This window comes from Actinoplanes sp. NPDC023936 (assembly GCF_040639325.1).
In the GTDB taxonomy this organism is placed as follows: domain Bacteria; phylum Actinomycetota; class Actinomycetes; order Mycobacteriales; family Micromonosporaceae; genus Actinoplanes.
This window is the reverse complement of record NZ_JBEZZR010000003.1, coordinates 1-13532: the sequence shown is the minus strand read 5'-3', so window position 1 is coordinate 13532 and position 13532 is coordinate 1. Positions and strand designations below refer to the sequence as shown.

Below are 13532 nucleotides of genomic sequence, written 5' to 3'. Positions count from 1 at the left end.
TCCCGTACCGCTGAGGCGACTCATCTGTTCTCCTGTGTTCGTCATGTTCTTCTAGATCCGTCCGGCCCGGCGTTCCATGGTGAGCAGCCAGACCAGGTAGGCGCCGCCGACGATGCCGGTGACCACGCCGACCGGCAGAGCCCGGGGCGCGTGCTGTGCGAGCCAGTCCGCGCCGACCAGCAGCAGCGCGCCCATGGCGAGGGACGGGATCAGGTTCGGGCCGGGCGCCCGGGTGAGCTTCTTCGCCAGGTGCGGCGCGATCAGCGCGACGAAGGCGACCGGTCCGGCCGCTGCCGCGGCGCACGCCACGAGCAGGGCCGCGACGAAGAGAGCGGAGGTGCGAAGAGCCTTCACGGGTACGCCCAGCGCGGCCGCAGCGTCGTCGCCCATCTCCAGGATCTTCAGGCCGGGGCCGCACGCCAGCAGCAGGATCGGCAGCGTCACGGCGAGCACGCCGAGCAGCGGCCCGGCCTGGTGCCAGTCCCGGCCGTCCAGGCTGCCGGTGAGCCAGAGCAGGGCCCGTGCGTTCTCCATCTGCACACCGCGGGTCAGCAGGTACCCGGTGATGCCGGTGAAGATGGCGGACAGGCCGATGCCGACCAGGATGAACCGGAAGCCGTGCAGGCCGTGCCTGCCGCCGATCAGCTGGATGAGCAGGGCCGCGCCCAGCCCGCCGGCGACCGCGGCGAGCGAGAGCTGGAGGCTGCTGCCACCGAGGATCACCACGACCAGCGCGGCGGTGCTCGCGCCGTTCGTGACGCCGAGGACGTCCGGGCTGCCGAGCGGGTTGCGGACCAGCGACTGGAAGACCGCGCCGCCGGCCGCGAGGGCCACGCCGACCAGGATCGCGGTGATCAGCCGGGGCAGGCGCAGCTCGTTGACGATGAAGTCCTGGGCGGCGGTGCCCTGGCCGAACAGGGTCTTCACCACGTCGGCGGGCGCGATCGGGAACTCGCCGGTGCCCAGCGTGATCACGCTGATCGCGGCGGTGAGCAGCGCGGCGATCACGCCGACCACGACGGCGCGCGGGCGGATCCCGACGCGATTGCCGGTCGGGGTGGCCGGCTTCGGAACGACAGCGGTGGTCATCGGGCGGCTCGCACGAGGTAGAGGAAGAGGGGGCCGCCGAGGACCGCGGTGACCGTGCCGACCTGGAGCTCGCCGGGGCTGCCGAGGATCCGGCCCAGCACGTCCGAGCCGAGCAGCAGCACCGGCGCGAGCACCGCTGTGTACGGCAGCAGCCAGCGCAGGTCCGGCCCGGTGAACGGGCGGACCATGTGCGGCACGAGCAGGCCGACGAAGACGATCGGGCCGCAGGCGGCGGTGGCGCCGCCGCAGAGCAGGGTGACCGCCACGATCACCGCGGTGCGGATCACCGCGGGCCGGGCGCCGAGGGCGCGGGCCGCGTCGTCGCCGAGCGACAGCGCGTTCAGCGGGCGGGCCGCCAGCAGCGCGACCACCAGGCCGGCCGCGAAGAACGGCAGGAGCCGGGTCACGGTGGCGAAGTCGGCGCTGGCCAGTGAGCCGGCCGTCCAGAACTTGACTTTCTCGATCGCCTGCGAGTCGGAGAGCAGCGTGGCGCTCACATAGGAGTACAGCGTCGCGTTGAGGGCGGCGCCGGCCAGCGCGAGCCTCGCCGGGGTCGCCGACCGTCCACCACCGACCGCGTAGACCATGGCGGTGACGACCGCGGCGCCGGCCAGGGCGAACCAGATGTAGCCGTAGAACGAGCCGATGCCGAGGAACACGGCGGCCGAGGCGACACCGGCCGACGCGCCGGCGTTGATGCCGAGCAGGCCGGGATCGGCGAGCGGGTTGCGGGTCAGCGCCTGCATGATCGCGCCGGCCAGGCCGAGCGCCATCCCGACCATCAGGCCGAGCAGGGTACGCGGAAGCCGCATCTCGTGGACGATCCGGTAGTAGTCGGATGCCGGATCGGTGAGTCCGGACCAGACCTCGCCGATGCTGAGGAGGCGGGCGCCGAACCCGATGCTGAGCATCAGCACGACCGCGAGCAGGACGAACGAGATCAGCAGTCCGGTGAGCCGAACCGGCAGGCGCTTGCCCGGTGGCGCGGGCGCGGGTGCCGGCACGACGCCCGGTTCCGGGGCCGTGGTGCGTATCCCCTGATCCGTAGGGGTGTCATAGGTGGACAGTTGAAGCTCCTGTCACGGTTCGGCGGATCCTGTTGACGCGCGTTCGGCTCGTTAGGTTAGCCTAACCATTCACGCGGTCGAGTGACCGGTCGTACCCATGAGAAAGACTTGAAGATGTCGTACTCGAACCTTTCTTTGTCCCGTCGTGGCCTGCTGGCCGCGGGCGGCGCCGCCGGTCTCGGCGCGCTGCTCAGCGCGTGCGGCAGCAACGAGGAGACCGGGTCCTCCTCTGCCGCCTCCGCCCCCGCCGCCGCTGCCGGCCCCTGGTCGTTCACCGACGACCAGCCCAAGGACCTGAAGGCCGACAAGGTCCCCAGCAAGATCGTCGCGTTCACCGGCACCGCCGCCGCCCTCGTCGACCTGGGCCTCCAGGACAAGATCGTCGGCGTCTTCGGCGAGACCAAGAAGGCCGACGGCACCGCCGAGGAGCAGGCCGGCGACCTCGACATCAACAAGGTCGAGATCATCGGTAACGCCTGGGGCGAGTTCTCCGTCGAGAAGTACGCGGCGCTCAGCCCCGAGCTGCTGATCACCCACATGTTCGACCCGGGCGCGTACTGGTACATCCCGGACGAGAGCAAGGACAAGATCCTCGGCCTCGCCCCGACCGCGACCATCACCGTCGGCCGGGTCCCGCTGCCCAAGCCGATCCAGCGGTATGCCGACCTCGCCGCCTCGCTGGGCGCCGACCTCAACGCCCCGAAGGTCGTCGAGGCCAAGGCCCGCTTCGAGAAGGCCGCCGCCGACCTGTCCGCCGCGGCCAAGGCCAGCGGTGGCATCAAGGTCCTGGCCGGTTCCGGCGCCGCCGACATCTTCTACGTGTCGAACCCCAAGGTGTCGTCCGACATCATGTACTTCAAGGAGCTCGGCGTCGACATCATCGTCCCGGAGAAGACCGACGGCGGTGACTACTACGAGTCGCTGAGCTGGGAGAACGCCGACAAGTACCACGCCGACATCATCTTCCTGGACGCCCGCGCCGGCACCCTGCAGCCGAAGGACCTGGCCGCCAAGCCGGCCTGGAACGCGCTGCCCGCCGTCAAGGCGAACCAGGTCTTCCCGTGGCAGGCCGTCCCGATCTACTCCTGGAACGGCGCCGCTCCGCTGCTCGAGGCGCTCACCGCCGCGATCAAGAAGTCCAAGAAGCTCGCCTGATTGTTGTGAATCCCCGTCGTCCGGCACGAGCCGGTCGGCGGGGATTTCGCCACCCGGTCTGTGCTGGCATCGGCCCGCCCGCCCGCCCGCCCGCCCGCCAGGCGCCCGGGGACCTGAGACGTCCCTGTCCCGGCCGAGCCGTAGCGCAGGCAGGTCACCGCGCCGTTTTGCTTGCGTGGGCTACGGCTCGGGCGCGCCGGCCGTAGTGCAGGCAGGTCAACGCGTGGTTTTGCTTGCGTGGGCTACGGCTCGGGCGCGTCGGCCGTAGTGCAGGCAGGTCGTCGTTGGTGCCCGGTCGTCGTCGGCACCGGTCGCGGCACGGGTCGACCGGTCTGCCCCGGGCGTTCTGGTCCGCGCGGTCGCCTCGTCGCCCGCGATTTCGCCCGCTGGGTGCACGGATCGCCGGGTCTGCGTCTTGAGGCCTCGCCGAGCCGACCCCGCGTCACGATGGGTGACTGTCCATGGGGAGCGTTACGGGGTGTGCGGCATTCTGTGGGGCCTCCCACGTCTGCGGCTTTCCGGAAAGCGCCGGCTTTACCCCGGATGCAGGCACGCCACGTGACGATCCGGGTTAGTTGTCCGGCTGCGAGGGCGGACGCATCACCCCGGACCCGTCGCCCACCAGCACCGACTCCAAGATCCACTAAGCTAAGTGGAATTGCGAGAACCCGAGCCGTAGCGCATACAGGTCACCGCGTGGTTTTGCCTGCGTGGGCTACGGCTCGGGCACGCCGGCCGTAGTGCAGGCAGGTCACTGCGTGGTTTTGCCTGTGTGGGCTACGGCTCGGGCACGCCGGCCGTAGCGCAGGCAGGTCACCGCGCCGTTTTGCCTGCGTGGGCTACGGCTCCGGCACGCCGGCCGTAGTGCAGGCAGCTCACCGCGTCGCTTCACCTGCGCCGGCTACGGCTCGGCCCGGCGGTGGCTGGATCTCGGAGAATCCCGGACCTGAGCCGTCCCCGTCCCCGGCCGGGAGCCGCTATCGCGCCCCGCCCAGCCCCGCCTCCCGCGCCCGGACGATCACCTGTGACCGGTCCGCCACCCGCAGCTTCGCCAGGATCGCGGACAGGTAGTTCCGCACCGTCTTGTCGCTGAGGGACAGCCGCCGCGCCACCGCCAGGTTGTCCAGCCCCCGCGCCACCAGGTCCAGCACGTCCAGCTCCCGCTGGGTCAGCTCGGGGAACGGCGACCCGCCGGTCCGCGCCCCGGTCAGGAACCCGAGCGCCCGCTGCGCGACCGGCCCGGACAGGATCACGTCGCCGTTCGCGACGGCGTGCACGGCCCGTTCCAGTTCCGCCGGCGACGCGCTCTTCAGCAGGTAGCCCCGTGCCCCGGCCCGCATCGCCGCGAACACCGAGTCGTCGTCGTCCAGCATGGTCAGCACCAGCACCCGGGTGCCCGGATCGCGGCGCAGCAGGTCGGCCGTCGCGTCCACCCCGGAGTCGCCGCCGAGGTTCAGGTCCATCAGCACCACGTCCGGCCGGGTCGCCGCCACCACCTCGAGGGCGGCCGCGTGCCCGGCGGCCTCGCCGGCCACCTCCAGGCCGTCCAGGGACAGGACCAGCGAGCGTACGCCCATCCGGAACATCGGATGATCATCGACGATCACCACCCGGAGGCTCATCGGGGCAGCACCACCCGCACGACGGTCCCGGTCCGCACCAGCGTGCGCGCCCCAGAATCCGCCGGAGACACCGGCCCGGCGGTCAACGTCCCGCCCAGTTCCTCCGCGCGTTCCCGCATCGACCGCAGCCCCACCCCGGGCTCGGCGTCGGCCGGGATGCCCCGCCCGTCGTCCACGATCTCCAGAACCACGCCGGACCCGTCCACGTCCACGCTGACCCGGACGGCCGAAGCCATCGCGTGCCGCCGCGCGTTGACCAGCGCCTCCGCCGCGATCCCGTAGAGCCCGGCCGCCACCTCCGGCGTCAGCGCCGCCACGTCCCCGCTGATCTCCGCGCTGACCGCCAGGTCCGGCTCGGGCGTCAGGGCCGAACGTGACGGCGCCGGCGGCCCGCTGAGCCGTTCCGCGAGCTCGGTCAGCGCCACCCCCAGCCCGTGCCGCTCCAGCGACGGCGGCAGCAGCGCCCGCGCCAGGGTCCGCACGTCCTCCGCGCTGCGATCCAGCTCGGCCCGCAGCAGGTCCAGCATCTCGCCGGCCTCAGCGGTCCGCCCGGCATCGACGAGATTGCGCGCGCCCTGCACGGTGAGACCGATACCGACCAGGGTGGGCCCCAGCCGGTCATGGAGTTCCCGGCGCAGCAGGCGGCGTTCCTCGACGCGCGCCGCGGTGGTCCGGGCGCGGGCCGCCGCGAGCTGGTCGGTGCGCACGGCCAGCTGCGCGACAGCGGCCACCGGCCCGGCCAGCATTCCGAGATCCTTGCGGGTACGGGCATCCAGCCGCTCCCCGGGCGCCCCGGTGACGGTGAGCCGCCCCACCGGCACCCCGCCGAGGCTGAGCCCGGCCGTCAGCTCCGGCCCGCCCGGCGCCCCGATCTCCTGCACGACGTCGCCGGTCTCCAGCCGCACCGAGTGCAGCCGCAGCGACTCCCGGATCGCCTCCAGCGCGCCCGCCACCGGACCCGCCGCGTCCGTCCCGATCCGGTGGGCCAGCCGTTCCGCCGCTGCTCCGGGGCGCGCTGACGGTCCCCGTACCAAATGGTCGATCCGGTTTTGAAGCCATGATCTGGCCGGGAAGACCGCCACCGCCAGGACCCCCGCCGCGACCGCGCCCGCGGTGCCGCCGGGCAGCGGCGCGAGCAGCACGACGGCCTGCGTGATCAGCACATAGGCGGTGATCGCTGCGGCCGTGAGCAGCGACCAGAGCAGGGTCCGGCTGACCGCCACGTCGACGCCCCAGAGTCGTTGCCGGAGCACCACGGCGAGCACGGCGGCCGGGAAGAACGCCTGCGCGGCCAGTTGCAGCACCGGGGTGACCGACGCGTACGTGATCGGCCGGGACACCTCCAGCGGCAGCGCGATCGGCACGAACGAGAGCGCCATCAGCGCCGATCCCACGGTCAGCCAGCCGAGCCCGCGCCGCCGGTCGCCGGGCAGGACCCGCCATCGCCGGGCCGCGTCGGCCGTCGCCGCGAGTCCGAGAACGACCACGATGCCCATCTGCTGGGGCAGCGTGGTGTCGAGGATGTCGCTCCAGGCCGGGCTCGCCGCCCGGAACGCCCGCATCACCGTGAGCCCCGCGCTGACCGTGAGCCCGGCGGCGACCGCGATCCGGGCGTGCCGGGGGAGCGGGTCGTCGCGGACCAGCCACGGCAGCACCGTGATCAGCGCGAGCGTGCCGGGCACCCAGGCCGTCCCGACCAGGTCGGGGAGCAGGTGCGGGACCCGCTGCCCGATCGCCGCCAGGCCGCCGCCGATCGCGGCCAGCCCGGCGAGCGCGCCGACCGCCCGGGCGCCCCGGCTGAGCAGCAGGTACGCCAGCAGGCCGTAGACGACGGCGACGGTCAGGTCGGTGAGGTAGAACCACTCGGTCCACGCCTCGTCGGTCCGCGAGAACGGCAGCAGCACGACGGCCGTGGCAGCGGTGAGCAGCGCGACGGCGGCGACCGGAGCCGCCGCCGTCCGATGTGTTCCGATCGGCACGCGGCCACTATGTCAGCCGGCGACGCCCTGGCCAGTCAGCTGCGAGACAGTCGGCGCCGGCGCGGCCCGGCGGAACGCGAACGCCGCGCCCGCCACGATCAGCCAGAGCCCGCCGAGGTAACCGGTGAGGTACTGCTGCGGGAACACGTTGACCGCCACCATCAGGAGGGTGACCACCGCGCTGACCCAGCCCAGCCAGCGCGGGGCGGCGCCGTGCCGCAGCGCCGCCACGGTGATCGCGCCGGTGGTCAGCAGCAGTCCGGTCCAGACCCAGGGCAGCGTGTCCATCAGCCGCTGCAATGTCATAGCGATGTCCGGGTCGGCCGGGTTGTACGCGTGGATCACCTGGAAGTACACCTCGGTCACCGGCCCGGAGCCGACCAGGCTGAGCGCCGCGACGAGCAGCGTGCCCCAGCCGGCCAGCTCGGGGACCAGGCTGCCGGCCGGCGACTGGGCGGCCAGCCAGCGGCGCAGCCCGGCCCCGAAGATCGCGGCGCCGAGCCCGGCGAGGACCATCAGGGGCAGGAACGCCGCGATGATCAGCCGGCGGTCGTAGGTCTCGGTGTACATGAGCGCCGCGTCGGCGTACACCCGCTCCTCGCTGAACATCGCCAGGCCGGACTCGAGCACCAGGGCGCCGAAGCCGGCGCATCCGGCGAGGACGCCGGTGATCGCCCAGCCGCGGCCGGTCGTGTGGGTCATGCGGAACTCCTTCGTCGCGTCGCTGTCGCCGCAACGGTGTCCCGCCCGCCGTCCCGGTCTCCACGGGCGGCGGTCCCGGAAATCAGGGACGTTTCGCTTGCCAGGCGCCGGGTTCGGCGAGACAGTGGCTCAACAGCTCAGATCCGTCATGGGATCGGCTCATCACACGCAAGCGCCTCCATATAGATGGTAAGTTCTTTGCAAATCGGACAAAAACTACTTTACGGTCTACGCCATGTCCAGTGATCGCCCGATCTTCGTCGTCGGCTGCCCCCGCTCCGGCACCACGATGCTTCAGCTGATGCTGCACGCCCATCCGCGGATCGCGCTGCCGCCGGAGAACCGCTTCCTGCTTCCCGGCTACGAGCGCCGCCACGAGTACGGCGATCTCAGTAGCCCCGAGCAGCGGCGCGCCCTCGCCGAGTGGATCGTCGCGTCTCCGCACTTCGGCGACCTGGGCCTGCCCGGCGAGGCGGTGGTCGAGGCCGTCGTCGCGGCGCCGCCCACCCTCGGCTCCGCCTTCGGGACCGTCTTCCAGATGTACGCCCAGCGCTTCGGTAAACCACGCTGGGGCGACAAGCGGCCCTCGTACCTGCGGAATCTCCCCGTCATCCTGCGGCTCTTCCCGGACGCCCAGATCATCAACATCGTGCGCGACGGCCGGGATTGCGTGGCGTCGCTCAAGGAGACGCCCTGGGGTCCGGCCGACTTCGGCAAACTCGTCGACACCTGGGCGCGGTCCGCGGACGCCGCGATGCGCGCCGCCCGTGAGTACCCGTCCGACGTCTACCAGCAGGTGCGCTACGAGGACCTGGTCGCCGAGCCGGAACCGCACCTGCGGGCGATCTGCGCGTTCCTCGGCGAGGACTACGACACGGCGATGGCCCGGCCGTCCGAGCTGGCCCCGGTCGCGGTGCCGGAGTACAAGACCTGGCACTCGCTCACCCACTCCGAGGTGACGACGGCCCGGGTGGCGAGCTGGCAGCACCGGCTCACCGCGGACGAGATCGACAGGTGCGAGGCGGTCTTCGGCGACCGGCTCCGGCAGTTCGGATACCAGCTCGCCACGACGGCGCACCCCACCACCCGGGCCCGCGCCACCCGCACCTGGCTGGCCGTCCGGGACCGGCTCGGCCCGGCCCGCCTGCGCGCCGGCGACGTCCGCGGCCGCCTCCGGGCCCGGCGCCGCGGCCCGGACCTTCCGGCCCGGCTGCCGGCATCGTCCGACCGCACGACGCCCCGCTGACCCGGCGTCGCCCCGGCCTGCCCGATCCGGGCGCGCCAGGGCGCGGGGCGCGCCGGGGCGCGGGGGCGGTCAGCCGCCGGTGTACGCCGCGTAGGTGTTCGCGGCCCGGGTGCGTGCCGTCTCCGGCTCCTCGCCGGCCTCGATGTCGGCCTCGGCCCAGGCGTCGCTGCTCAGCTTCATGAACAACGTGCCGTCCTCGGACGCCGTCCACGCCAGGATCGCCGCGTCGTCGCGCGGCGATTCCGGTGCGGCCAGGTGCATCGCCAGGCCGAGCAGGCCCGAGTCCCAGCCGACGCCGGTGGCGCCCGGGCCGAACCGGCCCCAGTGCTCGTCGACGTGGGCGATGTGGGTCAGCGAGAACCGGGTCCGGTCCGGGCCCTCCGGCGTGAGCTCGACCTCGATCCAGCTGATCTGGTCGCCGAACTCCCAGGTGGCCGCGTAGGACCGTGGCCGCTCGCAGGCCGTGACGGTGCCGCCGGCGTTGCCCTCGAGCTGGTATCGCCCGCCGGGGCGCAGCTCGCCGGTGACGGGCAGGAACCACCGGGCGATGCGCTCGGGGGCGGTCACCACCGTCCACATGTCGTCGAGGCCGGTGCGGTAGACCTGGCTGATCGTCAGCTCCCGGGCCTCTCCCGCTTCGAGCACACGGGTGCCGAGCGTGCGTCGTACCGCATTGATCTGCTCTCTCGCGTCGATCACGTGGTCTCTCCCTCGAAGCGTCGCTGTCGTCTGCCGCGGGCGACCTCGGTGGCCATGGCGGCGAGGTGCGGCGTCCAGAACCGCCGGAAGGGCGTCAGCCACTCGTCGACCTCGCGGAACGCGGTGTCGTCGACCGCGTAGAGGCGGCGTGCGCCGTCCGGGCGCACGGTGGCGAAACCGTTGTCGCGCAGCACCCGCAGGTGCTGAGAGACCGCGGGCTGGCTGATGCCGAACTCCGCCCGGATGGTGGCCGTGACGGAGCCGGAGGTCTGCTCGCCGGCGGCGAGCAGCTCGAGGATCCGGCGGCGGACCGGGTCCCCGAGCACATCGAACGCATGCACGTGCGGGAGCCTATCAGGACTTGCTTATATAAGTGAACAGTTAAGACCGGGCGCCGGGCCCTTACCCCCGGCGCCCGGAGTCGTCACGCCGCGCGGAGGCGGTTGCGCAGCAGCGCGCCGGACTCGGTGAGCGAGCCGGTCCCGGCGAACGAGCCGGCGTTGCACGTGCCCGGCTTGAACGCGGCGCTGCCCTCACCGGCGTCGGAGTACGTCCAGTTCGCGTACGAGATCCGGAGCCGGTCCAGCAGGTCGAGCCAGGCGTTGGTGCTGGCCACGTCGACCGCGCCGTCCCCGGTGTAGCTGACCGTGCCGAACTCGGTGACGAACAGCGGGATCGACGCGGCGGCCCGCTCCACTTCGGCGCGGTAGTTGTCCTTGTGCGACGCCGCGTAGAAGTGGAACGCGTACATCACGTTCGACGCGCTGACCGGGTTGCTGATGATCTCGGAGGACGACCCGCCCTCGGAGACGCCCAGCGACGACCAGCCCCGGCTGCCGACGACCACGACCGCGTCCGGGTCGTTCGCCCGGATGATCGGGATGACCTGCTCGGCGTAGCTCTTGATCTGCGCCCAGCTCACGCCGTTCGGCTCGTTGGCGATCTCGTAGATCACGTTCTCCTTGGCGGCGTGCCGCGCGGACACCTCGCGGAAGAACGTCTTGGCCCGCTCCAGGTTGAAGTTCGGGTCACCCGGCGTGAGCGTGTGGAAGTCGATCAGCGCGTAGAGGCCGCGTGCCGTGGCCTTCTCGACCAGGTTGTTGACCTGCGCCGTGAACCCGCTCGGGTTGGTCTCGTACCCGCCCTCCTGGACGTACATGGAGATCCGGAAGAGGTCGGCGTTCCACTCGTTCGCGAGCACGTCGAGCGACGCGTCGGTGTAGCAGCTGGGGAACCACTGCAGACCGTGCGTGCTCATGCCCTTGAGCTGGACCACGCCGCCGTGCTCGTTGCACAGCTTGGTGCCGCAGACCCGCAGCTGCCCGTTGACCTCCACCGGGGTGCCGTTCGTAGGCGCGCTCGGGGAGGCGCTCGCGCTGGCGGAGGCGCTGGCGCTCGGCGAGGCGCTCGCGCTGGGCGACGACGCGGCGGGCGACGAGGGTACGGTCAAGCCGGTGCACGCCTTCCCGTTGACGAGGCAGCTCGTGGGGCGCCCGGACCCGTTCGCGATGAAGCCGAAACTGGTCGACGCCCCGGCCGCGATCGTCGCGTTCCAGCCGGCCGGCGTGAAGGTCCAGGTGTTCCCGGCCGAACTGATCGTAGCGTTCCAGGCCTGGCCCACAGTGGTTCCGGCCGGTAACGTCAGCTCGACCTTCCAGGTGCTGATCGCCGACGACGTGTCGTTGCCGACCGTCACCTGACCCTGGTAACCGTTGTTCCAGGAGTTCGCGACGGTGAACGTCGCGGTCTCCGCGCCGGCCGGCAGCGCGAAGAACGCGGTCGCCGTCGCGGCGGCCACGGCGAGGGCCGTGGCCAGGAGGACTTTCGCTCTGCGTTTCACTGCAACACCTCGGGGATGGGGTGGGGAGAAGTCCCTGGGAGCGCTCCCAGGGGCTCCGACTCTAACCCGCGCATCGAGGCGTGTAAAACGGGCGATGCCCGAGCGTCACGGTGAGGAACGCCGCCGAGAGCACCGCCGAGCGGATGTTCGCGGGCTGAGACCCCCGTCACACCGGAGCAACGTCCCGGGCTCGCCCGGCCACTGACAGACGGACCCGGCCGGACTTGTCCCCAGCAATCACCGGCCGGGCTTCCAGGGCCCGCCCGGTAGTCGGCTCCCTCCCGCCAGAGGGGGTCCGGGCGGGCCCTTCTCCGTGTCCGGCGTGGACCGTGGCCCGCCCCGGCGGTTCCCGCCGCCCGGCTGCTGCCCGGCGCGCTCGTCGGCGATCAGGCCGCGACCGGCCGTGCCCGATCGGTCGCCAGTCGGACCGCGATCACGCCGAGCACCGTGCCCATCAGATAGCGCTGCGCGCGCAGCCAGGACGGCCGTCGCGCCAGGAACACCGCGATCGTCCCGGCGGCCAGGACGATCGCCAGGTTCACCGCCAGGCTGACGGTCAGCTGCACCCCGCCGAGCAGGAAGCCCTGCACCATCACGTTCCCGCCCTCGGGCCGGACGAACTGCGGGATCAGCGACAGGTACAGGACCGCGGCCTTCGGGTTCAGCAGGTTGGTCAGCAGCCCCATGGCGAACAGGCGGCCGGGGGAGTCCGGCGCCACCGGCTGAGGATTGAAAACGGATACGCCGCCGGGCTTGAGCGTCTTCCAGGCGAGCCAGGCGAGGTACAGGGCGCCGGCCAGCTTGATCGCGAGGTAGAGCTGGGGGACGGCCACGAAGAGGACCGACAGCCCCAGGTTGGTGGCGGTCAGATAGATCAGGAATCCGAGCGCGACCCCGGAGAGGGAGACGAGCCCGGCGCGGCGGCCCTGGGTGATGCTGCGCGACACCAGGTACATCATGTTCGGCCCCGGTGTGAGGACCATTCCGAGCGCTACGGCGGAGACGGCGAGAACCGAGGAGATCGTGACCACCTCGTCAGCCTTTCTCGTGCTCGACGTGTCCGCGACGACCAATCGGCGGCTGGTGGCCCTCTTGACGGCGCACCGATCGGTCGACATAGTCCGTATCCATGAATGTGACGTTGTTCCGTTCTTGGAAACAGCGGGCCGCGGTGCTCTCGGCTGCCCTGCTCGCTGCGACGTTCGCCGCCGCCCCTGCGGCCGCTGCGACCAGCCCGGTCGCCAGCTACACGACGACCATCAACGGCGACAGTGCCGACGTGTACTACCCGGCGGCCGGGAACCGGTTGCCGGTGGCGCTCCTCCTCCAGGGCGCGAACGTCGACAAGTCCCACTACTCCACCTATGCGTCGACCCTCGCCTCGTACGGCTTCGTCGTCGCCGTCCCCAACCACACCCGATCCCTGTTCGGCGTGAGCGGCCTCTACCCCGAGGGCGCGCAGGCCCGCTGGACCGCCGACTGGGCCGAGGCCGAGGACGACAACCCGGCCTCCCCGTTGTTCGATCGCCTCAATGAGAACGACCTGGTCCTGGCCGGTCACTCGTTCGGCGCGGCGACGGCGCTCAGCGTCAGCGCCGGTCTCTGCGTCATCCCGTTCTGCGCGATCGCGAACATCGCGCCGAGCGAGCTGGAGGCCGTCGTCACCTACGGCGGCAACAACGTCCTCTACGGCACCGACCTGGTGCTGCCGGTGCTCAACACGGTGCCGGTCGGCTACCTCCAGGGCACGGCGGACGGCGTGGCCACCCCGGACGAGGGCGAGACCACCTACCACCTGACCGCCGGCACGCCGAAGGCCTTCATCGAGGTCGCCGGCGCCAACCACTACGGCGTCACGAACACTCAGAACCCGGCCGGCGCGCTGCCCGACGCCTCGGCGCAGACGCTGAACCAGGCGACCGGCGTGGAGACGATCGCCCGCTGGTCCGCGCAGTGGCTCCTCGCCCAGCTGGGCAGCAGCGCGGCGCGCAAATACGTCTACACCACCGGCGACGCGGCGGATCCTGCCGTCACTGTCACCTACGTCAAGTAAGCGGCTTCCCGGCGGCGCGGGCACAGCCCGACGCTCGTGCTGACCGCGGCGCACTGCGTCAGCCGCACCGGGAGCAACAC

12 protein-coding genes are annotated in these 13532 nt (G+C 71.9%); 3 read left to right on the top strand and 9 right to left on the bottom strand.

The annotated features are described in order from the left end of the window. Positions 1-51 precede the first annotated feature (51 nt). Complete coding sequence (locus AB0F72_RS04605) at positions 52-1089, bottom strand: iron chelate uptake ABC transporter family permease subunit (RefSeq protein WP_360425105.1); 1038 nt, start codon at positions 1087-1089, stop codon at positions 52-54. Next, complete coding sequence (locus AB0F72_RS04600) at positions 1086-2057, bottom strand: iron chelate uptake ABC transporter family permease subunit (protein WP_360426020.1); 972 nt, start codon at positions 2055-2057, stop codon at positions 1086-1088. The genes AB0F72_RS04605 and AB0F72_RS04600 overlap by 4 nt, the downstream gene beginning before the upstream one ends. Before the next feature lie 213 nt (positions 2058-2270). Here AB0F72_RS04600 and AB0F72_RS04595 point away from each other — a divergent pair, with 213 nt between their 5' ends. Beyond that, on the top strand, positions 2271-3311 hold the full coding sequence (locus AB0F72_RS04595) for an ABC transporter substrate-binding protein (RefSeq protein WP_360425102.1): 1041 nt from the start codon (positions 2271-2273) through the stop codon (positions 3309-3311). A gap of 977 nt (positions 3312-4288) precedes the next feature. Here AB0F72_RS04595 and AB0F72_RS04590 read toward each other — a convergent pair. The 3 genes from AB0F72_RS04590 to AB0F72_RS04580 are packed head-to-tail and all read right to left on the bottom strand — an operon-like array spanning position 4289 to position 7614. Further along, on the bottom strand, positions 4289-4933 hold the full coding sequence (locus AB0F72_RS04590) for a response regulator transcription factor (protein WP_360425099.1): 645 nt from the start codon (positions 4931-4933) through the stop codon (positions 4289-4291). Further along, complete coding sequence (locus AB0F72_RS04585) at positions 4930-6912, bottom strand: ATP-binding protein (RefSeq protein ID WP_360425096.1); 1983 nt, start codon at positions 6910-6912, stop codon at positions 4930-4932. Before AB0F72_RS04585 ends, AB0F72_RS04590 begins: the two co-directional genes overlap by 4 nt. Positions 6913-6924: 12 nt before the next feature. Next, positions 6925-7614: a hypothetical protein gene (locus AB0F72_RS04580; RefSeq protein ID WP_360425094.1), complete on the bottom strand. Its 690-nt coding sequence runs from the start codon at positions 7612-7614 to the stop codon at positions 6925-6927. A 235-nt stretch (positions 7615-7849) separates the two neighbouring features. On the opposite strand from AB0F72_RS04580, the gene AB0F72_RS04575 reads away from it, so the two are divergent. After that, the gene (locus AB0F72_RS04575) at positions 7850-8860 is read left to right on the top strand and encodes a sulfotransferase (protein ID WP_360425091.1); all 1011 of its coding nucleotides are present in this window, start codon (positions 7850-7852) and stop codon (positions 8858-8860) included. 69 nt (positions 8861-8929) lie between these two features. On the opposite strand, the gene AB0F72_RS04570 is transcribed toward AB0F72_RS04575, so the two are convergent. The 4 genes from AB0F72_RS04570 to AB0F72_RS04555 form a co-directional block, all read right to left on the bottom strand. Further along, positions 8930-9559: an SRPBCC family protein gene (locus AB0F72_RS04570; RefSeq protein WP_360425088.1), complete on the bottom strand. Its 630-nt coding sequence runs from the start codon at positions 9557-9559 to the stop codon at positions 8930-8932. Beyond that, complete coding sequence (locus AB0F72_RS04565; protein ID WP_360425085.1) at positions 9556-9900, bottom strand: metalloregulator ArsR/SmtB family transcription factor; 345 nt, start codon at positions 9898-9900, stop codon at positions 9556-9558. Before AB0F72_RS04565 ends, AB0F72_RS04570 begins: the two co-directional genes overlap by 4 nt. A gap of 83 nt (positions 9901-9983) precedes the next feature. After that, positions 9984-11399 carry a cellulase family glycosylhydrolase gene (locus AB0F72_RS04560; protein ID WP_360425083.1) on the bottom strand — a complete coding sequence of 472 codons (1416 nt, stop codon included), beginning with the start codon at positions 11397-11399 and terminating at the stop codon, positions 9984-9986. 386 nt (positions 11400-11785) lie between these two features. Beyond that, positions 11786-12430, bottom strand: coding sequence for a LysE family translocator (locus AB0F72_RS04555; RefSeq protein ID WP_360426017.1), 645 nt, complete (start codon positions 12428-12430; stop codon positions 11786-11788). A gap of 98 nt (positions 12431-12528) precedes the next feature. Between AB0F72_RS04555 and AB0F72_RS04550 the strand changes: the two genes are divergently transcribed. Beyond that, on the top strand, positions 12529-13452 hold the full coding sequence (locus AB0F72_RS04550) for a hypothetical protein (protein WP_360425080.1): 924 nt from the start codon (positions 12529-12531) through the stop codon (positions 13450-13452). Positions 13453-13532: the final 80 nt, after the last annotated feature.